Annotated in this window: 19 protein-coding genes; 13 read left to right on the forward strand and 6 right to left on the reverse strand. The window is 61.6% G+C overall.

Annotation, left to right across the window (positions count from 1 at the left end; all coding sequences use genetic code 11):
• Window positions 1–232 precede the first annotated feature (232 nt).
• From E0D86_RS10195 to E0D86_RS10220, 6 genes are all read left to right on the forward strand, one after another.
• The gene (locus tag E0D86_RS10195; RefSeq protein ID WP_131649879.1) at window positions 233–1492 is read left to right on the forward strand and encodes an ATP-binding protein; all 1260 of its coding nucleotides are present in this window, start codon (window positions 233–235) and stop codon (window positions 1490–1492) included.
• Between the two features lie 27 nt (window positions 1493–1519).
• Window positions 1520–2080: a response regulator transcription factor gene (locus E0D86_RS10200; RefSeq protein ID WP_131649880.1), complete on the forward strand. Its 561-nt coding sequence runs from the start codon at window positions 1520–1522 to the stop codon at window positions 2078–2080.
• Window positions 2081–2271: 191 nt separating this feature from the next.
• Window positions 2272–3213, forward strand: a complete 942-nt coding sequence (locus tag E0D86_RS10205; RefSeq protein WP_131649881.1) for an AEC family transporter — start codon at window positions 2272–2274, stop codon at window positions 3211–3213.
• 175 nt (window positions 3214–3388) lie between these two features.
• A complete protein-coding gene (locus tag E0D86_RS10210) occupies window positions 3389–4369 on the forward strand; it encodes a M23 family metallopeptidase (protein WP_131649882.1) in 981 nt (326 codons plus the stop codon).
• Window positions 4350–4706 carry a hypothetical protein gene (locus E0D86_RS10215; RefSeq protein ID WP_131649883.1) on the forward strand — a complete coding sequence of 119 codons (357 nt, stop codon included), beginning with the start codon at window positions 4350–4352 and terminating at the stop codon, window positions 4704–4706. Before E0D86_RS10210 ends, E0D86_RS10215 begins: the two co-directional genes overlap by 20 nt.
• Window positions 4707–4721: 15 nt before the next feature.
• Window positions 4722–5147 carry a polymer-forming cytoskeletal protein gene (locus E0D86_RS10220; RefSeq protein WP_131649884.1) on the forward strand — a complete coding sequence of 142 codons (426 nt, stop codon included), beginning with the start codon at window positions 4722–4724 and terminating at the stop codon, window positions 5145–5147.
• 69 nt (window positions 5148–5216) lie between these two features.
• On the opposite strand, the gene E0D86_RS10225 is transcribed toward E0D86_RS10220, so the two are convergent.
• From E0D86_RS10225 to gatC, 6 genes are all read right to left on the reverse strand, one after another.
• Complete coding sequence (locus E0D86_RS10225) at window positions 5217–6308, reverse strand: calcium/sodium antiporter (RefSeq protein ID WP_131649885.1); 1092 nt, start codon at window positions 6306–6308, stop codon at window positions 5217–5219.
• Window positions 6309–6336: 28 nt separating this feature from the next.
• Window positions 6337–7422, reverse strand: coding sequence for a calcium/sodium antiporter (locus E0D86_RS10230; RefSeq protein ID WP_131649886.1), 1086 nt, complete (start codon window positions 7420–7422; stop codon window positions 6337–6339).
• A gap of 32 nt (window positions 7423–7454) precedes the next feature.
• Window positions 7455–7838: a septal ring lytic transglycosylase RlpA family protein gene (locus tag E0D86_RS10235; RefSeq protein WP_131649887.1), complete on the reverse strand. Its 384-nt coding sequence runs from the start codon at window positions 7836–7838 to the stop codon at window positions 7455–7457.
• A gap of 160 nt (window positions 7839–7998) precedes the next feature.
• A complete protein-coding gene (gene gatB / locus E0D86_RS10240; protein ID WP_131649888.1) occupies window positions 7999–9444 on the reverse strand; it encodes an Asp-tRNA(Asn)/Glu-tRNA(Gln) amidotransferase subunit GatB in 1446 nt (481 codons plus the stop codon).
• Window positions 9445–9455: 11 nt separating this feature from the next.
• On the reverse strand, window positions 9456–10907 hold the full coding sequence (gatA, locus tag E0D86_RS10245; RefSeq protein WP_131649889.1) for an Asp-tRNA(Asn)/Glu-tRNA(Gln) amidotransferase subunit GatA: 1452 nt from the start codon (window positions 10905–10907) through the stop codon (window positions 9456–9458).
• 14 nt (window positions 10908–10921) lie between these two features.
• Window positions 10922–11209, reverse strand: coding sequence for an Asp-tRNA(Asn)/Glu-tRNA(Gln) amidotransferase subunit GatC (gene gatC / locus E0D86_RS10250; RefSeq protein ID WP_131649890.1), 288 nt, complete (start codon window positions 11207–11209; stop codon window positions 10922–10924).
• 313 nt (window positions 11210–11522) lie between these two features.
• Between gatC and mreB the strand changes: the two genes are divergently transcribed.
• The 7 genes from mreB (at window position 11523) to E0D86_RS10285 (ending at window position 21471) form a co-directional block, all read left to right on the forward strand.
• Window positions 11523–12560 carry a rod shape-determining protein MreB gene (mreB, locus tag E0D86_RS10255; protein ID WP_131649891.1) on the forward strand — a complete coding sequence of 346 codons (1038 nt, stop codon included), beginning with the start codon at window positions 11523–11525 and terminating at the stop codon, window positions 12558–12560.
• A 127-nt stretch (window positions 12561–12687) separates the two neighbouring features.
• Window positions 12688–13659: a rod shape-determining protein MreC gene (gene mreC / locus E0D86_RS10260; RefSeq protein WP_218568020.1), complete on the forward strand. Its 972-nt coding sequence runs from the start codon at window positions 12688–12690 to the stop codon at window positions 13657–13659.
• Window positions 13656–14144: a rod shape-determining protein MreD gene (gene mreD / locus E0D86_RS10265; RefSeq protein WP_131649893.1), complete on the forward strand. Its 489-nt coding sequence runs from the start codon at window positions 13656–13658 to the stop codon at window positions 14142–14144. The genes mreC and mreD overlap by 4 nt, the downstream gene beginning before the upstream one ends.
• Window positions 14145–14225: 81 nt before the next feature.
• Window positions 14226–14816, forward strand: coding sequence for a nucleoside triphosphate pyrophosphatase (locus E0D86_RS10270; protein ID WP_131649894.1), 591 nt, complete (start codon window positions 14226–14228; stop codon window positions 14814–14816).
• 245 nt (window positions 14817–15061) lie between these two features.
• Window positions 15062–16519 (forward strand): ribonuclease G, encoded by a 1458-nt coding sequence (rng, locus tag E0D86_RS10275; RefSeq protein WP_131649895.1) that lies wholly within the window; start codon window positions 15062–15064, stop codon window positions 16517–16519.
• 271 nt (window positions 16520–16790) lie between these two features.
• Window positions 16791–20591, forward strand: coding sequence for a YhdP family protein (locus tag E0D86_RS10280; protein WP_131649896.1), 3801 nt, complete (start codon window positions 16791–16793; stop codon window positions 20589–20591).
• Window positions 20592–20625: 34 nt separating this feature from the next.
• On the forward strand, window positions 20626–21471 hold the full coding sequence (locus E0D86_RS10285; RefSeq protein WP_131649897.1) for a carbon-nitrogen hydrolase family protein: 846 nt from the start codon (window positions 20626–20628) through the stop codon (window positions 21469–21471).
• Window positions 21472–21473 lie beyond the last annotated feature (2 nt).

Here is a 21473-nt window from a genome sequence, read left to right on the forward strand (position 1 = left end):
CATCAAACCAGCGTTACAAATCGCCAGTCCGGTCGAAATACTCATCTACTAGTTCGTAACTCGATCGCGAGCCCGGTCCGTTTCTCCGCCTTGTCTTGGCTGCCTCGCCAACGTTTTTCAACAGCCTTGTTAGACGTTGAGCGGCGCGATGCAGTTTTTCGTGCGTCGCGTTGCCGCATGAGGGCTGTCTTTCGGGCGCCTTGGTTATACTCGCGACTCCGTTGGAGAGTCCATGTACGCATCCGTTCACCTGCTTTCAGCCAGTCGCCAGAATCTACGGCTACTTACTCTGATCCGCATCCTTGTGCTCGCCGCGCAGGCGGGCGCGGTGGGGCTCGCCTATGCCACTCAACTGTTCGGACTGCCGTGGTTTCATCTGGGCGTCACACTGGCCGTCTCGGCGCTGATCTGCCTGGGCACCGCTCTGCGATTGCGCGGACCCTGGCCGGTGACCGAGCTCGAATACGCCGTGCATCTGGCCGCAGACCTGTTGATCCACAGTGCGCTGCTTTATTACTCGGGCGGTTCGACCAATCCGTTCGTTTCCTATTATCTGGTGCCGCTCACCATCGCTGCTGCGACCTTGCCATGGATGTATTCGGTGGTTCTGTCGGGGCTGGCGCTTGCCGGCTATACCTTGATGCTGGTGTGGTACGACCCGGTCATCGCGCCGCCGGTCGATCGCACGACCTTGCTGGTTTACGGCATGTGGCTGAGCTTTGCGCTGGCGGCAGCGTTGATCACCTTTTTCGTGGCGCGCATGGCCGAGCAGCTGCGCCGCCAGGAAGAGTTCCAGGCTCAGCGACGCGAGGAAAGCATGCGCGATCAGCAATTGCTCGCCGTGGCAACGCAGGCAGCTGGGGCGGCGCACGAGCTGGGAACGCCATTGGCGACCATGAGCGTGCTGCTCAAGGAGCTGCGGCAGGACTATCAGCAACCTCAATTGAACGAAGATCTGGCACTGCTGCAATCGCAGGTTCAGCTGTGCAAGGAAAGCCTGCGCCAGCTGGTGCGTGCCGCCGAGGCGGATCGCCGCCAGGCCGTCGTCGAGCAAACGGCGCGTGAATGGGTTGAGTCGGTGCTGCAGCGCTGGCATCTGATGCACCCGGAGGCCACCTTCCGCTTTCAGTGCCTGGGCAAGGGTACGCCCCCACGCCTGATGCCGCCGGCTGATCTAGGGCAATCGCTGCTCAACCTGCTGAACAACGCCACCGATGCCAGCCCGGATAATCTGGATATTCGCCTGGATTGGGATGCGCAGTGGATCAAACTGACCATTCGCGATCATGGCGCCGGTGTACCGCTAGCGATCGCCGAACAGATCGGGCGGCCGTTCATCACGACCAAAGGCAAGGGGTTCGGCCTCGGCCTGTTCCTGAGCCAGGCCAGCGTTACCCGCGCCGGCGGCACGGTGAAGCTCTACAATCACGAAGAAGGTGGCACCCTGACAGAGTTGCGCCTGCCGCATGGCTCGGTGCGGGCCAGAACCTGACGTGACACTAACGCGAGGAATGCAAGCATGACCGAAGAGTTGCAGCACGAAGGCGAAGATCAGCCTCATCTGCTGCTGGTGGACGACGATCCCACATTTACCCGTGTCATGGCGCGGGCCATGAGCCGTCGTGGTTTGCACGTCAGCATCGCCGGGTCGGCCGAGGAAGGCCTGGAGATGGCGAAGCAGGAACTCCCTGACTACGCGGTGCTGGATCTGAAGATGGATGGGGATTCCGGTTTGGTGCTGCTGCCCAAATTGCTCGAGCTGGACCCGGAAATGAAGGTGCTCATCCTCACCGGCTATTCGAGCATCGCCACCGCGGTCGAGGCTATCAAGCGTGGCGCCTGCAATTACCTGTGCAAGCCCGCCGATGCCGACGATGTGCTGGCCGCGTTGCTTTCCAAACATGCCGATCTGGATACGCTGGTTCCGGAAAACCCCATGTCGGTCGATCGCCTGCAGTGGGAACATATTCAGCGCGTACTGGCCGAACATGACGGCAACATTTCCGCCACGGCGCGCGCGCTGGGCATGCACCGGCGGACTTTGCAGCGCAAACTGCAAAAACGTCCGGTAAGGCGGTAGAAAGGCAGCCTTGAACTTGAAGCTGGAAGCGAGTCGTTTGGCGGTTCGTACCCAGCTTGCGACTTAGGATGAAAAGCGGCGGTAAACCTCAAGCTGCAAGAAAAAACTCGACGGGCTTGGGGCAGTCCAGCCCATTAGCTTCCAGCTCTTAAGCGATTACCATAAGCGGCCCCTTCGCCATCGAGCCCATCATGCTTTCCGTTGCCGTTCAGACCCTGGGCGTTACCGCCCCGGTGTTCGTCATGTTGTTCATCGGTATAGCGCTCAAGCGGCTGGGCTGGATCGACGCTGCGTTCATTCAGACGGCATCGGCGCTGGTGTTCAACGCCACCATGCCTGCCCTACTGTTCATCTCGATCATCAAGGCCGATCTGGATGCGGCGTTGCAGCCGAGCCTGTTGATCTACTACGTCATCGCCACCGTCGCGACCTTCTTTCTCGCCTGGGCCTGGGCGCTCTGGCGTTGTCCGTCTGCCGATCGTGGCGTCTACGTTCAGGGCGCGTTTCGCGGCAATAACGGTATCGTCGGCCTGGCGCTGGCAACCAGTCTTTATGGCGATTACGGCCTGTCGCTGGGCGGTGTTCTTGCGGGCGTGGTGATACTGCTCTACAACAGCTTGTCGGCGCTGATTTTGGCGATCTACAGCCCAGGCGCGCGCGCCAGTGCTGGATCGATCCTGCTCAGCATCTTGCGCAATCCGCTGATCATCGGCGTGACGATGGCCATCCCATTTGCCTATTGGCAGATTCCGCTGCCGGACTGGTTGATGACTTCCGGCCAGTATTTCGCACAGATGACCTTGCCGCTGGCGCTCATTTGCATCGGCGGCACACTGTCGCTTTCGGTCCTGCGCGAGAGCAGTGGCATGGCCATCAGCGCGAGTCTGATGAAGATGGTCTGGCTTCCCGCGCTGGCCACCGCAGGGGCTTGGCTGGTCGGCTTCCGCGGCGCGGAGCTGGGTATCTTGTTCCTGTACTTCGCCAGCCCTACGGCTTCGGCAAGCTTCGTCATGGCGCGAGCGGTCAACGCCAATCATCAACTGGCGGCGATCATCATTGTGATCACCACATTGATCGCTGCGCTGAGCATCAACCTCGGGCTGTTATTGCTTGGCTGGCTGGGGTGGCTTTAAACGCCGCTTGCCCGTGTTGTGATCAATGTCCTCTTTCCCAGCTTAAGAAATTCAGCGGAATAGTCGTAATCGCTCAATAGGCCTCAGAAAAAAACACCGGTTTCCGTCACATTGCCTCGGACGGTCGATGGCGTTTCTATCAGTGGTGGGCCGCCTTGTTTTCTGAGGATTGACGATGTCGTTTTTCACACCTTCGAGCCGTTCGCTAACGCGTGATGCCAATCGCGTCGTCAACCAGCATCGCCTGTTCGGTCCAGGTCTGGCGTTGCTGCTGCTCCTCAATCTCGGAACCTTTGCCGGTGGCATTTGGATCGGACGGGATATAGAGCCTCAGCGTGAGGCCGCGAGTCAGGAAGAGCCGGCCCTCGGAAGCGAAGATCGCTTCGCCATTGCGCGTGTCGGAAAAGTGGTGGGTCGGCTGAAATCCATCGAGGCCGATGTGCTCGCATTGCAGGACATGCTCGGCGAGCAGCGTATTCTGAGTCAGCAACTCTCGGCCCTCGATCCAACCCTGCTGCCCTTGCTGGCGCCGGAGCCGGCTGTTGGCGGCGAAGGGCAGGGCGGCGTGCTGCTACCGCCACGAGGATGCTCGAGTGAGCTGACATTGGGGGTCGACAGCGTATCGCTCGACGATCTGGAACGCACCGAGACGTCGGCGCACTGCATGCGTGTGTTGTTGGACGGCATGCTTCAGCGTGTGGCAGAACGCAACGCGGCGCTCATGGCGATTCCGTCCCGCCGCCCTGTCGGCGAAGCGCGCTTGGGATCGGCCTACGGTAACCGTATCGATCCGTTCAGAAAGCAACCAGCCTTCCATTCGGGCGTGGATTTCGCGTTGCGCTCCGGTTCCGACGTAGTCGCTGCGGCGGGTGGTCGGGTGAGCTTTGCCGGCTATCGCGGCGCGTACGGCAAGCTGGTGGTAATCGATCACGGCAATCGGCTGGTGACTCGCTACGCACATCTGTCGCGTCTGCACGTGCGCATGGGCGATGTGGTAACGCCTGAGCAGCTGATCGGGGCGGTGGGTTCCACCGGGCGCTCCACTGGTCCGCATCTTCATTTCGAGGTGCTGCACAAGGGGCGATTCGTCGATCCTCAGCGCTTCCTCGCCCTTGGCGATCTAGAGCGGGACAGCGATGTTCAGGCTCAAGACTAAAACGCTAGATACTCGCGAACTGCTACGTTCCGAGCATCGTTTACAAGCCCGTCGCAGCTCGCGTTCGTGGCTCTGGTTGATCTTCGCGATGCTGTGCGTGATTGGCGCGCTGCTTTATTTGCGCGTTATCGAGCATGGCGCCTACGAGCGGCAGGTCGCCGCGCTGGACATTGAAAATCAGGCGCTCCGGGATGCGCTCGAGCAGAGTCGGCTGCACCGCCAGGAAGCCGAAGCGACGCAGGAGCAGTTGCTCGGGCGCATCGCCAAGCTGTCCGAGCAAATCGAGCGACTGCAGACAGACCTGGCTTTTTTCCGCCAGCAGAAGAAAGCCCGTTAATACCGAGGAATAGAAATGTTCGACAAGAAGAAGCCGGCGCCGAAAGTCGCCGTCGACCAGTTCTCCAGTCTGATTTCCGGCAATGTCTCGCTGGCCGGCGATATGGCGTTCGAGGAAGGGCTGAAAATCAGCGGCACGGTGACAGGCAACGTCTGCCACAAGCCTGGAACGCACAGCCTGCTGGCATTGAGCGCCGACGGCCGGATCGAGGGTAATGTCAGCAGTTACGATGCGCTGATCGACGGCGTCATCGTAGGCGATCTGGTGGTCGAGCACCTGCTCGAACTGCATTCCAACGCTCGGGTCTGCGGGAATATCCGCTACCGTCAGCTGAGCATGGAAAACGGCGCCGTAGTCGACGGCACGCTCAGCCGGATGAGTGACGAAGAAGAGACCGCGCAGGTTTTCGAACTGCCGCGGTCTCAGGCTCGCGAAGGTTGAGTCGAGGAGCGGCCCGGCCTGAAGTCCGCTTGCTTCCAGGCCGGTCCGCTAGCAGGTGTGCAGAGGCTGCTATTGGCGCTGTTTCTTCCAGGCCCGGCTGGCGATAACTAGTAACGTCACTGCGGTCAGAGGTAAGGCATAGCCGATCATCGCATCACCAAAGGTTTCAGCAAACGGTCGTCCAGTGCTGGCCATTACCAGATACACCGTATACGCCACGTAATAGGCCAGGAACAGCAAGCCCTCCCAGCGGTTGATGGCGTAGCCGGTGAAGAAGATCGGCAGACATGCCAGCGCCACCGCGATCATTACCGGGAAGTCAAAGGCCAGCGCGCTGGCAGCCACCGTGATCGCCTCGGGGGACACCATCGACGCCAGTCCCAGTACGCAGAGCAGGTTGAAGATATTGCTGCCGACGATATTGCCTACGGCGATGTCGCGCTCACCACGGATGGCGGCCAGGATCGAGGTGGCCAATTCGGGTAGCGAGGTGCCGACGGCGATCACCGTCAAGCCGATTACCAACTCTGACAAGCCCAGCGCGCGGGCCAGGGACACGGCGCCCTCCACCAGGAAGTTGGAGCCCACCACCAACAGGATGAGTCCTACAACGACCAGGCCAGCGTTGATCAGGCTGGCATAAGGTTTGGGTTGCGCTTCGAGACCGAATTCTTTGGCGAACTCATCATCTGCGGTTGCGGCTGCATTGGCCTTCCGACTGCTGATGATCAGAAATAGGGTGTAGCCGACGACGGCGGCAAACAGCAGGGCGCCATCGAGGCGGCTCAGCGAGCCGTCCCAGGCCAGGGCGTAGGTGACCAGGCTGGCGCCAATCATGATCGGTACGTCGAGGCGGATCAGCTGGCGTGAAACGATGAGCGGCGCGACCAGCGCGGTCATACCAAGAATCAGCAGAACGTTGGCGATGTTGCTGCCGAGTACGTTACCGATGGCGATGTCGCCGCTGCCGTTCAGCGAAGCCTGCACGCTCACAGCCGTCTCCGGTGCACTGGTGCCGAATGCAACCACCGTCAGGCCGATGATCAACGGGGGAATGCCGAATTGCGCTGCCAGTTTGGCCGCGCCGCGTACCAGCACTTCGGCACCGGCAACGAGAAGCACCAGGCCAGCTATCAAGTAGACGAACGTCATCAGGGACACGAATGGTTGCTCCAAAAGAAGGGTTGGCTCAGCGCTGGTGTTTCCAAGCGCGCAGAAAGATCACGAAAAGCGTGATGGCGGTCAAGGGCAATACGTACCAAGTCATTGCATGGCGTAACAGGCTGATAGACGGCAGGCCGGTGGAAAACATCACGAGATAGAGCGTGTACGCCAAGTAATAGCCGAAAAACATGGCGCCCTCCCAGCGATTGATCCGGTAACCGGAGAAAAAGATCGGTAGGCAGGCACCAAATACGGCGAGCATGACGGGCAAATCGAAGGCTAGTGCATTGGGTGAAATGGATAAGCCGCCAGCCGAAACCAGTGCCCCGGCGCCAAGCACCAGCAGGAGGTTGAAAATGCAGCTGCCCACTACATTGCCGACGGCAATATCACGCTCTCCGCGATACACCGCCAGCAGCGAGGTTGCCAGCTCGGGCATGGAAGTGCCGACTGCAATCACCGTGAGACCGATCACCAGCTCCGACAGGCCCAGCGCCCTTGCCAGAGCCACCGCGCCGTCAATCAGCAGGTTCGACCCTGCCACCAGCAGGATCAGCCCGAGCAGTACCATCGACAGTTGAATCAGCCAGCCGAGTGGTTTCGGCTGGTCTGCAGGGCCGTATTCGATAGCGAACTCGTCGGGCCGTTCGCGCTTTTTCTCGCGCCTGCTGGCAATGACTAGAAAGGTTGTATAGAGCAGCAGAAAGGCAACCAGAACGCCGCCGTCCAGCCGACTGAGATCGCCGTCCCATGCGAGGGCGAAGGTCAGTATGCCAGCGCCGATCATTATCGGTACGTCCAGGCGTACCAGTTGGCGCGACACCAGCAGCGGCGCCACCAGCGCGGACAGTCCGAGAATCAGCAGGATGTTGGCGATATTGCTGCCGATCACATTGCCAACCGCGATGTCGCCGCTGCCGTTCAACGCGGCTTGAACGCTGACAGCCGTTTCCGGTGCGCTGGTGCCGAACGCGACGACGGTCAGACCGATGATCAGCGGCGAGATACCGAAGCGTGCTGCAAGCTGCGCGGCGCCATGCACCAAGGCTTCGGCGCCCAGCACCAGCAATATCAATCCGCCAGTCAGGTAGGCGAATATCATCAAACTCATCCGAACTCCGTGTGAACGGGCGTGTAGGCCCCTCAGTCGATTGTTTCGATTTCTACGTTGACTACACCATCTTCGAGCAGATCGAGCTTGCCGGCCGCAACCCGCGACAGGTCGATAATGCGTCCCGGCTTGAACGGGCCTCGGTCGACGATACGCACCGTTACCTTTTTGCCGTTCTCCAGATTGGTCACCTTCACCTGTGTGCCAAATGGCAGGGTCTGGTGCGCGGCGACTAGTTCGTTCTGATTGAAGATCGTGCCGCTAGCGGTCTGCTCGCCATGAAAGCTACGAGCGTAATAGGAGGCCTTGCCCTGCTGGGTGAAGGTGCTTTTGACTTTCCGGTCGTTGCTCTGGTCTTCGGCGCAGCCGCCGATCAGGGCGAGCAGCAGTGGAACAAGCAGCGGTCTGGTACGCATGAGCCAATCCTTCTGCGCGGAATCGGTCAGATACCGGCCAGCGGATTGCTTCATGGCCTCGAAAGGCTTTGAGCGTCAAGCGGGGCAGCCGTTCAACGTTTCGTGTGTTGCGGTCAGTAGCGAAACGAGGCGAGCCCGATGACAGACCCGCCCCGTCGATTCAACCCTCGAGTTTGCGTTTGAGCAGTTGGTTCACCTGGCCGGGGTTGGCCTTGCCTTTCGATGCCTTCATTGCTTGCCCGACGAAGAAGCCGAACATTTTGCCGCGCTTGGCTTCGTCGCTGGCGCGGTACTGCTCGACCTGCTCGGCGTTAGCCGCCAGCACCTCGTCCAGCATCGCCTCGATGGCGCCGGAGTCGGTGACTTGCTTGAGGCCTTTCTTCCCGATGATTTCGTCAGCCGAGCCTTCGCCGGAGGCCATCGCCTCGAACACCATCTTGGCGATCTTGCCGCTGATGGTGTCGTCCTTGATGCGTACGATCATGCCGCCCAGCTGTGCGGCGGATACCGGCGACTGGTCGATCTCCAGCCCATCCTTGTTGAGCAGACTGGACAGCTCGCCCATCACCCAGTTGGCGGACAGCTTGGCATCGCCGCAGGTTGCATTGACCTGCTCGAAGTAGTCGGCCAGCTCGCGGCTGGCAGCCAGAACGTCGGCGTCATAGGCGGACAGCCCGAATTCGCGCTGGAAGCGCTCGCGCTTCTGTACCGGTAGTTCCGGCAGGCTGGCACGGATATCGTCGAGAAAGCTCTGCTCGATCACCACTGGTAGCAGGTCGGGGCAGGGGAAGTAACGGTAGTCGTTGGCTTCCTCCTTGCTGCGCATGGAGCGCGTCTCGTCCTTGTTCGGGTCGTACAGGCGAGTTTCCTGCACCACCTTACCGCCGTCCTCGATCAGTTCGATCTGGCGCTGCACCTCGTGGTTGATGGCCTTTTCGATGAAGCGGAAGGAGTTGACGTTCTTGATTTCGGCGCGAGTACCGAACTCGGCCTGCCCCTTGGGCCGTACCGAGACGTTGCAGTCGCAGCGCAGCGAACCCTCGGCCATGTTGCCGTCGCAGATGCCCAGGTAGCGCACCAGCGAGTGCATGGCTTTCACATAAGCGACCGCTTCCTTGGCCGAACGAATGTCCGGCTCGGATACGATTTCCAGCAGCGGCGTGCCGGCGCGGTTCAGGTCGATGCCGCTCATGCCGTGGAAGTCTTCGTGCAGGCTCTTGCCGGCATCTTCTTCCAGATGCGCACGGGTGATGCCGATGCGCCTGGTAGTGCCGTCTTCCAAGGTGATGTCGAGAAAGCCCTTGCCGACGATGGGGTGGTCCATCTGGCTGGTCTGATAGCCCTTGGGGAGGTCCGGGTAGAAGTAGTTCTTGCGCGCGAAAACGTTCTTCTCGGCAATCTCGGCATCGATCGCCAGGCCGAATTTGCAGGCCATGCGCACGGCTTCGGCGTTGAGCACCGGCAGCGTGCCGGGCATGCCCAGATCAACCAGACTGGCCTGAGTGTTGGGTTCGGCGCCGAAAGTGGTAGCGCTGCCGGAGAAAATCTTCGATTGGGTCGAGAGCTGTGCGTGAATTTCCAGCCCGATCACGGTTTCCCATTGCATCTTCAATCTCCTCAGAATCCGGCCGGGGCGCGCAGGTGCCAGTCGCTGACCTGTTGATACTGGTGCGCCACGTTGAGCAGGCGCGCTTCTTGGAAGTAGGGCGCCAGAAGCTGTACGCCCACCGGCAGACCGTCGATGAAACCGGCCGGCATGGACAGGCCCGGAATGCCGGCGAGGTTGGCGGTGATGGTGTAGATGTCTTCCAGATAGGCCGAGACCGGGTCGGCGTTCTTTTCGCCGAGCTTCCAGGCCAGGTTCGGCGTGGTCGGGCCGAGAATCACGTCGACTTCATTGAAGGCGCTGACGAAGTCGTTCTTGATCAGGCGACGGATCTTCTGCGCCTTCAGGTAATAGGCATCGTAGTAGCCGGCGGACAATGCATAGGTGCCAACCATGATTCGGCGCTTGACCTCGTCACCGAAACCTTCGGCGCGCGACCGCTTGTAGAGATCGGTGAGGTCCGCTGGATTCTCGCAGCGGTAACCGAAACGCACGCCATCGAAGCGTGACAGGTTGGAGCTGGCTTCGGCGGGCGCGATCACATAATAGGAAGGGATGGCGTGCTGCATGTTCGGCAGGCTGATGTCCTTCACCGTCGCGCCGAGTTTCTTCAGCTCTTCGACCGCCGCCATCACCGCAGTAGCGATCTTGGGATCGAGGCCTTCGCCGAAGTATTCCTTCGGCAGGCCGATACGCAGGCCGGCGAGCGGCTGGCTAAGCGCGGCAAGGTAATCGTCCAGCGGCTGGTCGACGCTGGTGGAATCCTTCGAGTCGAAACCGGCCATGGCGCCGAGCATCAGCGCGCAGTCCTCGGCGGTGCGGGCCAGCGGGCCGCCCTGATCGAGACTGGAGGCGTAGGCGATCATGCCCCAGCGCGAGACGCGTCCGTAGGTGGGCTTGATGCCGGTGAGGTTGGTCAGCGCGGCGGGCTGGCGGATCGAACCGCCCGTGTCGCTGCCAGTCGCGGCGGGTATCAGGCGCGCCGCCACCGCAGCGGCGGAACCACCCGAGGAGCCGCCCGGCACGCGGGTCAGGTCCCAAGGGTTTTTCACCGCCCCATAAAAGCTCGATTCGTTGGCCGAGCCCATGGCGAATTCATCCATGTTCAGCTTGCCCAACGAGACTGCACCGGCAGCGGCGAGCCGCTCGACAACGGTGGCGTCATAGGGGGACTTGAAGCTGTCGAGGATCTTCGATCCGCAGCTGGTACGCACCCCCTGGGTACAGAAAAGATCCTTGTGACCGATTGGCGCACCCAGCAGCGCGCCATTCTCACCATTGGCCCGGCGTGCATCGGCCGCCTGAGCCTGGGCAATGGCCTGCTCTTCGGTCACGGTGATGAAACTGTTCAGTTGCGGGTCAAGCGTCTGGATGCGCCCGAGCAGCGAGCGAGTCAGCTCTTCGGCGGAAAAACGCTTGTCGGCCAGGGCGCGGGCGATTTCGGCGAGAGTCAGTTGATGCATGTCGGCGTCCTTCATTACTCGATCACCCGCGGGACCAGATAGAGTCCGTCTTCCACGGCCGGTGCGATCGCCTGGTAGCTGTCGCGCTGGTTGCGTTCTGTGACCTCGTCCGCACGCAGGCGCTGGCTAGTTTCCAGCGGGTGCGCCAGCGGCTCGATGCCGTTGGTGTCGACGGCTTGCATGCGGTCGATCAGGCCGAGGATGTTGTTCAGGGTCTCGGTGGTGCGGGGCAGGTCGTCTTCATTCAGACCCAGGCGGGCCAGATGAGCGATCTTTTCCACCTCGGAGCGTTCAAGCGCCATCGGGATTCTCCAGCGGGAAGCGAGTCGGGCGTGCCTTCCGTCGGCCAAGACCGACGCAAGAGCAGCAGGGGCGAGTCGCAGCGGTGGGCATTCGAGCCCGGAAAAGCCATCAATCTTACATGTCTACGGCGCTTGCCGGTAGCGCGGCTGCGGCTTGCCGGCGGTCTGGGGGTTTCGCAGCGTCGATCATTTTTCGCGCGTTGGCTCACGTCTGGCCCGCCAAGCGCGGACTCGCGCCTTGCCCTACGTTCGCACCATTGTTAGAGTTTGCGGCACTTTTTTCCCCACGCGTTTGCCCCAGGGCCCTTTTCCCATGTTCAAGAAACTGCGTGGCATGTTTTCCAGCGATTTGTCGATCGACCTGGGCACTGCCAATACCCTTATTTATGTGCGCGATCGCGGCATCGTCCTGAACGAGCCGTCAGTGGTTGCCATTCGTTCTCACGGCAACCAGAAAAGCGTCGTCGCGGTGGGTACCGACGCCAAACGCATGCTCGGTCGTACCCCCGGCAACATCAACGCCATCCGCCCGATGAAAGACGGTGTGATCGCGGACTTCAGCGTCTGTGAAAAAATGCTGCAGTACTTCATCAACAAAGTTCACGAGAACAGCTTCCTGCAGCCCAGCCCACGCGTGCTGATCTGCGTTCCTTGCAAATCCACTCAGGTCGAGCGCCGTGCGATCCGTGAATCGGCTCTCGGTGCTGGTGCGCGTGAAGTATTCCTGATCGAAGAACCAATGGCTGCGGCCATTGGCGCCGGCCTGCCGGTCGACGAAGCGCGCGGTTCGATGGTCGTCGATATCGGCGGCGGTACCACCGAGATTGCGCTGATCTCTCTCAATGGCGTGGTCTACGCCGAATCCGTCCGTGTCGGCGGCGATCGTTTCGACGAATCCATCGTCACTTACGTGCGACGCAACTACGGCAGCCTGATCGGCGAATCCACTGCCGAACGCATCAAGCAGGAAATCGGCACCGCCTTCCCCAGCACCGATGTGCGTGAAGTCGACGTTCGCGGTCGCAACCTGGCTGAAGGCGTGCCGCGCAGCTTCACGCTCAACTCCAACGAGGTGCTCGAGGCCCTGCAGGAATCCCTGGCGACCATCGTCCAAGCGGTAAAAAGCGCGTTGGAGCAATCGCCACCGGAACTGGCCTCCGATATTGCCGAGCGCGGCCTGGTGCTGACCGGTGGCGGCGCTCTGTTGCGCGATCTGGACAAGCTGCTGGCGCAGGAGACCGGGCTGCCGGTGATCGTCGCCGAAGAGCCGCTGACCTGCGTGGCGCGTGGCGGTGGCCGGGCGCTGGAAATGATGGATCGTCACGCCATGGATCTTTTGTCCACGGAGTGAACCACAAGCAATAAGCTCCAAGCGCAAGCCGAAAGCGGGGTGAGCCCTGCTCTCGGCTTGTCGCGTTTAGTTTGAAGCCTGCAGCTGCGAGGACCCGTCCATCAAACCACTATTCGCCAAAGGACCCCTGCTCGGAGTGCGCCTGCTGGTGCTTTCCGTGCTCTGTGTCGTGTTGATGGTGGTGGATGCACGCTTCGAGACGCTCAAACCCTTGCGCAGCCAGATGGGGCTGGTGCTGACGCCCTTTTACTGGCTAGCCGATCTGCCAGTGCGAACCTGGCAGCGGGCCACGGAGCAGCTCACCAGCAGCACCAGCCTGGTCGCCGAGAACGAGAAGCTCAAGGCCGAGGCGTTGTTGATGCAGCGGCGCCTGCAGAAGCTGGCGACGCTGACCGAGCAGAACGTGCGGTTGCGCGAGTTGCTCAACTCCGCCGCACTGGTCGATGACAAGGTGATCGTCGGTGAGTTGATCGGACTCGATCCCAATCCTTTCACGCACCGCATTCTGATCGACAAGGGCGAGCGTGACGGCGTGTTCCTTGGCCAGCCGGTGCTCGACGCCAGTGGCTTGATGGGGCAGGTCGTCGAAGTGATGCCCTATGCCGCCAGGGTGCTGTTGCTGACGGACGTGACCCACAGCATCCCGGTGCAGGTCAACCGTAACGGGCTGCGGGCCATTGCGGTTGGCACCGGTAGCCCGGACTACCTGGAGTTGCGCCACGTTGCCGAGACGGCTGATATCAAGGAAGGCGATCTGTTGGTCAGTTCCGGGCTGGGGCAGCGTTTTCCCAGCGGCTATCCGGTCGCTCAGGTCACCGAAGTGGTGCGCGGCTCCGGCCAGCCTTTCCTGATCGTCCGCGCCATTCCCACCGCCATGCTCAACCGCAGCCGCTATCTGCTGCTGGTCTTCAGCGATTCGCGAACGCCGGAAGAACGTGCTACCGACGCAGCGCAGGCGCAGGAGACGGCGGATCGCGAGGCGGCCGATTCAGGCGAATCAGCGACGGCCGCACCCGCCGAGGCTGAATCCGACGCTCAAACACCCGATGCCGCGGTCGCGCCGAACGAAACACCGCCGAATGGCGAGGAGCGGCCATGATCAGCGGACGGCAGAATAATGGCTGGGTCATCTGGTTATCGCTGGCGCTGGCGCTGCTGCTCAGCGTGGCGCCCATGCCGCAGAGCTTCGGGCTGGCGCGTCCGCTCTGGCTCGGCATGTTCATCGCTTACTGGGCAATTGCACTACCGCACCGTGGTGGCATGGCGGCGGCGTTCTTCTTCGGCTTGATGCTCGATGTGCTGTCTGGAACCTTGCTAGGGCAGAACGGTTTACCGCTGATCTTGATCACCTTTCTGGTGCTGAGCCTGCAGCAACGCCTGCGGATGTTCCCCTTGCTACAGCAAAGTCTCGTGTTGATGGTGATTCTGGGGATCGGGCAACTGGTGCAGCTGTGGCTCAATACGCTGACAGGCAATCGCCCGCCGACGCTTCTGTTTCTCATACCCGTGCCGGTCAGTGCCTTGCTCTGGCCCTGGGTCTTCGTCGCCCTGCAATGGGCGCGTCGGCGTTTCAACGTCTACTGAGCTGCAGGTGCACGGTTCCGGGATGCTTCCGAGCATGGACTGGATCTGCGAATCTGCTTCGCTCATACCCAAGGAGTTGGCATGCCGACATTGTTTCTCGCCTCCGCCTCACCGCGCCGCCGTGAACTGCTGATGCAGATCGGCGTTCCGTTTTCCGTCCTCTCTGTCTCCATCGATGAAACCCCTGTCCCAGCAGAGCCGCCGGACGTCTATGTCCAGCGTCTGGCCCGGGAGAAAGCCTTGGCTGGTCTGGCGCTGCTCGACGATGCCTCGGCCTGTGTGCTGGGCGCCGATACCACGGTCGTGCTGGACCAGCAGATCCTCGGAAAACCGGCGGACAAGACCGATGCGCTGAAAACGCTGCTGGCGCTGTCCGGACGCGAACATGAAGTGATGACCGCCGTCGCGCTGGCTAGCCCGGCGGGTTGCGTGGTGCGACTGGTCACCAGCAAGGTGCGCTTTCGGACCATTCGGCCTGAGGAGGCCGAAGCCTATTGGGCCAGCGGCGAGCCGCAGGACAAAGCGGGCAGCTACGCCATTCAGGGCTGGGGAGCGGTCTTCGTCAGCGCGCTGGAGGGCAGCTACTCGGGCGTGGTCGGGCTGCCGTTATGCGAAACGGCGCAACTGCTCGGCACGCACGGGATCGAGTACTGGACTAAAAGCTGCGCCTAGCCTGTACGGCTAGTTGATTACCTCAAGTTCGGACGACTGAGGTTCTGAGACGAGGCGCTGCGACGAGTCATAGCTGGCTATGGTGAGGAGCGGCAACGCAGTATCAGGGCCTCAGGCGCCGAAATTGACTAATTGAACTAGCCACACAGGCCACTACAGCCCTGTGGCTTGAAGGCGTATGCCGTTAGAATCGAGCCAACTCGTCAGCTTCGGCTGGTTCACCTGTCCATCGGCCGAGAACAACAATGAGCGAAGAAATTCTGATGAACATCACCCCCATGGAGTCGCGGGTGGCGGTGGTGGAGAACGGTGTCCTGCAGGAGGTGCATGTCGAGCGCACCCAGCGCCGCGGCATCGTCGGCAATATCTACAAAGGCAAGGTGGTCCGCGTGCTTCCCGGCATGCAGGCGGCCTTCGTCGACATCGGTCTGGAGCGTGCGGCATTCATCCATGCATCGGAAATTTCCAGCCGGGAAGGCAATGCGGTCGAGCCCATCAGCGCGCTGGTTCATGAGGGGCAGGCGCTCGTCGTGCAGGTCACCAAGGACCCGATCGGCACCAAGGGTGCGCGCCTGACTACACAGCTGTCGATACCTTCGCGCTACCTGGTCTACATGCCCAAGACCAGCCATGTCGGTATTTCCCTGCGCATCGAAGATGAAGCCGAGCGTGATCGCCTCAAACAGGTGGTCGCCGAGTGCGTCGCGGCTGAAGGCATCAAAGAGACCGGCGGCTTCATCCTGCGCACCGCCGCCGAAGGTGCCGGCAGCGATGAAATTCTGATGGACATTCGCTACCTGCGCCGCTTGTGGCAGCAGATAGATGGGCAGATGAAGACTGCCGGCGCGCCTTCGGTCATTTATGAGGATCTGTCGCTGGCCATGCGCACCCTGCGTGATCTGGTCAATCCGCGCATCGAAAAGATCCGCATCGACTCGCGCGAAAATTTTCAGAAGGTCAGCCAGTTCGTCGATGAGCTGATGCCCGAGCTGAGCGAACACTTGGAGCATTATCCCGGCGAGCGGCCAATCTTCGATTTGTACAGCGTCGAGGACGAAATCCAGAAGGCGCTCGAGCGCAAGGTCATGCTCAAGTCCGGTGGTTATCTGATCATCGATCCTGCCGAGGCAATGACCACCATCGACGTGAATACCGGTGCCTTCGTCGGCCATCGCACCCTCGAGGAAACCATCTTCAAGACCAACCTCGAGTCCGCCACCGCCATCGCCCGTCAACTGCGGCTGCGCAATCTTGGCGGGATCATCATCATCGATTTCATCGACATGGAAGACGAAGAACACCGTCGCCAGGTCCTGCGCACGCTGGAAAAGCAGCTCGAACGTGATCACGCCAAGACCAACATCATCGGCATCACCGAGCTGGGGCTGGTGCAGATGACGCGCAAGCGTACACGCGAAAGCCTTGAACAGGTGCTGTGCGAGCCGTGCATGTGCTGCCAGGGGCGCGGCAAATTGAAAACCCCCGAGACCGTCTGCTACGAGATTTTCCGCGAGATTCTTCGCGAGGCCCGCGCCTATCAGCCCGAAGGCTATCGGGTGCTGGCGAACCAGAAGGTCATTGACCGGTTGCTCGACGAGGAGTCGGGAAACGTTGCCGATCTCGAGAGCTTCATCGGACGCTCGATCAAGTTCCAGGTCGAGACCATGTATTCCCAGGAACAGTACGACGTGGTGTTGCTCTGAATAAGGTCTGTTGCCGTTTCGCTGCGAGCCGCGCAACCCGTAGGGACGGGCCGGTTTTTGTGCGATACGGCGTTTCTCGTTGCTTATTTGGAACGACCAAACTGCGCGACTTGTGCGATCTCCATGGATGGAGTGAATGCCGCAAGCCCGCCGGGAGCGGGCGCGGCCTTGTCTCGCGCAAAAACCGGCTCCGTCGCGGCCGCGACGAAACGGGAACAGACCCTAGACGCAAGCCTGGCCATCCGGGCTCGGATGAGCGGAGCGTATCCGTATGAGTCGGCTGCTGGCGGTGGTTCTCGTCTTCCTGCGTCGTTGCCTTTGGTTGGGCGCGATCGGCCTGATGCTGCTGGCGCTCTACGTGAGTCTCGGTCGTCAGCTGGTTCCGTTGGTCGCGGAGTACCGTTTGGAGGTTCAGGACAAGGCGCGTGAGTTGCTGGACATGCCGGTGGCGCTCGGAAAGCTGGAAGGCCGCTGGGATGGTTTTGCACCGCAGTTGCTGGCGCAGGATGTGATTCTGGGCGCGGGCGATGCGGCGGTGCGGCTGGATCGACTGACGCTGGTGCCGGACGTGGTCGCGAGTCTCCTGTCTCGTCAGTTGCACTTCAACGCAGTGGAGTTCACCGGCGTGCACCTGAGCCTAGTGCAGAGCGCCGAAGGCAAATGGCGTGTCGATGGCCTGCCCGAGCGCGCCGACAATACCCCCATGGACCCTCAAAAGCTGCTTGCCGAGCTGCAGAAGATTCGGCGTTTACGGCTTCTGGACAGCCAGATAACCCTTGAGGCCCATGCCGAAGCGCCACTGACCCTGACCTATGCCTATCTCGAATTGCGCACCGAGGACGGAAAGCTGCGCCTGGACGGCCGCTTGCTGTTACCGGATGGTCAACCCTTGAGCCTGCGTGCCCAAGCGCGCGTCGCAGCGAATGACTGGCGCGCCAGTGAGGCCGAGCTCTACCTCAGCCTGCCGCAGAGCGAATGGGCCGCCTGGATACCGGCGAGTCTGACCGGCAACTGGAACCTCGCCCAGCTACAGGCAGGCGGAGAGATCTGGCTGGACTGGCGTGACCAGGGCGTGTCCCGCGCGGTGGCCCGAATGAACGCGCCGGCATTACAGGTAGGCCAATCGCAACGCGAGCCGGTGCAGATTCAGGATCTGGCGATAAATGCTTATCTCGACCGCGCGAGCGAAGGCTATCGCTTGCACCTCGATGGTCTGGCGTTCACCTTCGAAGAAACTCGCTGGCGGGAGACCGCCGTGGTGCTCCAGCAGAACATTGCCGAGAATCGCTGGCGCTTGCAGGCCGATCACATCGCCATCGCGCCGGTAGCGGCGCTGGTGCATGCCGGAGTCGAACTGCCCGAAGTAGCCGCCGAGTACCTGCTCGGCCTGGCTCCCAGCGGAACGCTGCGCAATCTGCAACTCGACTACCGCCCTGCCGCGCCCGGTGCCGAGCGGCTGGCCTTCACCGCCAACCTCGATGAGGTCAGCATCGCTGCGCATAAGTGGATACCGGCTGCGCGCAATGTCAGTGGCGTGGCAGAGGGTGATCTTGCCGGCGGTGAGCTGCGTTTCGATAACCACGACTTCAGCCTGCATTTAGCTGAGTTGTTCCCGGAGCGCTGGGATTACCCTCGCGCCCGCGGCAGCCTGCGCTGGAAGCTCGACGAGCAAGCGTTCACGCTTGCCGCGCCCTATCTGCAGATCGATGGAGATGAAGGGCGGATCGCCGGCGATTTCCTGATCCGCCTGATGCGGGATCCAGCGGTCGAAGACTATATGGATCTGCGGGTCGGCATCAGCGACGGCGATGCTCGCTACACTCAGAAATACTTGCCGACCCGTTTACCCGCGTTGAGCCCCGCATTGAGCGAATGGCTGAACACGGCGATACGCGGCGGTATCGTGGAACAGGGTTATTTCCAGTATCAGGGAGCGTTGGGTAAAAGCGCTGACGATAACGCCCGCAGCCTTAGCCTGTATTTCAACGTGAAGGATGCCGAACTTGCCTTCCAGCCTGGCTGGCCGGTGTTGCGTGAAGGGCGTGGCGAGGTACTGATCGAGAACAGTGGCGTGCGGGTACGGCTTGCCGAAGCGCGCATGCTCGACAGTCGTGTGCGTGACGCCACGGCAGACATCCCGCTGGGCCACGCCGCTCCGCCGCGGTTGAATATTCAGGGTCGGGTGGACGGCCATCTGCGGGACGCGCTGACCGTGATGCAGGTGGCTCCGATCGGCACCGCCGAGCTGTTCGCCGGCTGGCGCGGTGACGGTCCCCTGAGTGGCTCGCTGCAATTGGGCATTCCGCTGGGCGGGGGCGGGCGCCCCCAGGTGATTGCTGATTTTTCCAGCACCGATGCTTCGCTGTCGATTACGCAGGCAAAGCTCCAGCTCGAAGCGTTGGCGGGCGAGTTTCGCTATGACAGCGAGCGGGGCTTCAGTGCTAAAGCGTTCCGAGGGCGCACGCTGGGTAGTCAAGTGCAGGGAAAGGCCACCGCCACTGGTGAGCCGGGCAAACCGTCCACGCGAATCGAGGCGTCAGGCACCGTGGCGGTGCAGCAGCTGCTGGCGTGGGGCGAAATCGAACAAGCCTTGCCGGTATCTGGACAGCTGCCTCTCCGGCTAAACCTTTTCCTGGGGAGCGAAGGCAGCCATTTGCAGGTGGACTCTTCGCTGCTGGGCGCGGTGCTGGCGCTTCCCGCGCCGTTCGGCAAGCCTGCCGTGGAGCGGCGTGACACCACGCTACGGATGACATTCGGCGGTGAGCGCCAACAGTACACGCTCAGGCACGACAGGCTGGCGGCGCTGACCTTCGTCGCGCCGGGCACCAACTGGGCTGAGGGCGGCGGTGAGCTGGTACTGGGCGGTGCTGCGGCAAACATGCGTACTGATCAGGGCTTGCATGTGCGAGGCAGCCTGCCACGGCTGAACCTAGGGGAATGGCAGGCGTTGCTGGAATCCTATGGCGATACGTCGAAGAGTGAGGCCGGTGTTTCGATGCTGCGTTCGGTTCAACTCAACATCGGCGTGTTTGAAGGCTTTGGCACGCAAATCGATAACCTGGGTATCGAGCTGCAGCCTGCTTCTACCGGTTGGTTGCTGGGTCTGAATAGCGAGACGGTCGCTGGGACCGCCCGCCTGCCGAATACCGACGGCGAACCCATCGTGCTGGATCTTTCACGCTTGCGGCTTCCGGCAGCCGACCCGAACGAGCCACAGGAGCAGCCACGTGATCCGCTGGCCGCCGTTGACCCCAAGGCGCTGCCGGCAATAGATATCGCCGTGGCCGAAGTACTGCGCGGCGAGGAGCCGCTGGGCGCCTGGTCGTTGAAGATGCGACCCACCACCGATGGCGTGGCTTTTTCAGATATCGATCTGAACCTCAAAGGGCTGAGGATCGGCGGCAATGGCGGTTGGAACGATTCACGAACCTGGTACAAGGGCCGGCTAGAAGGCGAGAACCTCGCGGATGTGTTGCTGGCCTGGGGCTTCGCCCCCTCGACTACCAGCGAGGATTTTCGTCTGAACGTGGACGGCAATTGGCCGGGGTCGCCGGCATTCTTCGGTATGAATCGATTGTCCGGCCGGCTCGACGCCCGACTGCGCAACGGGCAGCTCCGCGAAGTGGACGGCGGGGCGCAGGCGCTGCGGATCTTTGGCCTGCTCAATTTCAACTCGATCGGACGTCGACTACGGCTGGATTTCTCCGATCTGTTCGGCAAGGGGCTGAGCTACGATCGGATCGAGGCTGAACTGCTCGCGACCGACGGCATCTACACGACCTCAAAGCCGCTGACGGTTACCGGGCCGTCAAGCAATCTCGAACTCAATGGCCGGCTGGATCTGGTCAATGATCAGATCGACGCCAGGCTGCTGGTGACGCTCCCGGTCAGCAACAACCTGCCGCTGGCGGCGCTGATCGTCGGCGCGCCGGCCATCGGCGGTGCTCTGTTCGTCGTCGATAAGCTGTTGGGCGACAAGGTCGCCCGCTTCGCCAGCGTTCAGTACAAGGTCGAGGGCTCGTGGCAGGCGCCGAAGATCACCTTCGACAAACCCTTCGAAAAGCCCAACTGAGCCTTCTTCAGCGCGACCAATCCAGAGTATGTCCATGACCCTTGCCGTGATCCAGATGACCAGTCAGGCCGATATCCAGGCGAATCTCGCCACTGCCAGACGGTTGCTGGAACAGGCTGCCGAGGCTGGAGCAAAGCTTGCGGTGCTGCCGGAAAATTTCGCCGCCATGGGGCGCACCGATCTACCCGCAGTCGGAAGGGCCGAAGCCGACGGTGCCGGCCCGATACTGCCGTGGTTGAAACAGACCGCACGTGACCTCAGGTTATGGATAGTCGCCGGCACGTTGCCGCTGCCGCCGGATGAACAGCCGCAGGCGAAAGCCAGGGCCTGTTCGCTGCTCGTCGACGACCAGGGTCAGCGCGTTGCGCGATACGACAAGCTGCATCTGTTCGATGTCGATGTCAGCGATGCGCGGGGCCGCTACCGTGAGTCGGACGACTATGCAGAGGGTGATCGGCTGGTGGTAGTCGATACGCCGGTGGGCCGGCTGGGAATGACCGTCTGCTATGACCTGCGTTTTGCCGAGCTGTACTCGGCGTTACGTCTGGCCGGCGCCGAGTTGATCAGCGCCCCTTCGGCCTTTACCGGGGTGACCGGTCAGGCTCATTGGGAGATGTTGATACGCACGCGGGCCATCGAGACGCAATGCTATATGCTGGCCGCAGCCCAGGGTGGCGAACACCCTGGCGGACGAATGACCCACGGGCATTCGTCTATCGTGGATTTCTGGGGACGCGTGTTGAGCGAGCAGGCCACTGGCGAAGCGGCATTGATCGCCAAGCGTGATGCCGACGAACAGGCTGCGATGCGCCAGCGTATGCCGGTGCTGAACCATCGCCGATTTTGCGCGCCCCGTATTGCCTCGGGCACTTTGGAGTAGAT

This window comes from Pseudomonas sp. IC_126, assembly GCF_004331835.1.
In the GTDB taxonomy this organism is placed as follows: domain Bacteria; phylum Pseudomonadota; class Gammaproteobacteria; order Pseudomonadales; family Pseudomonadaceae; genus Stutzerimonas.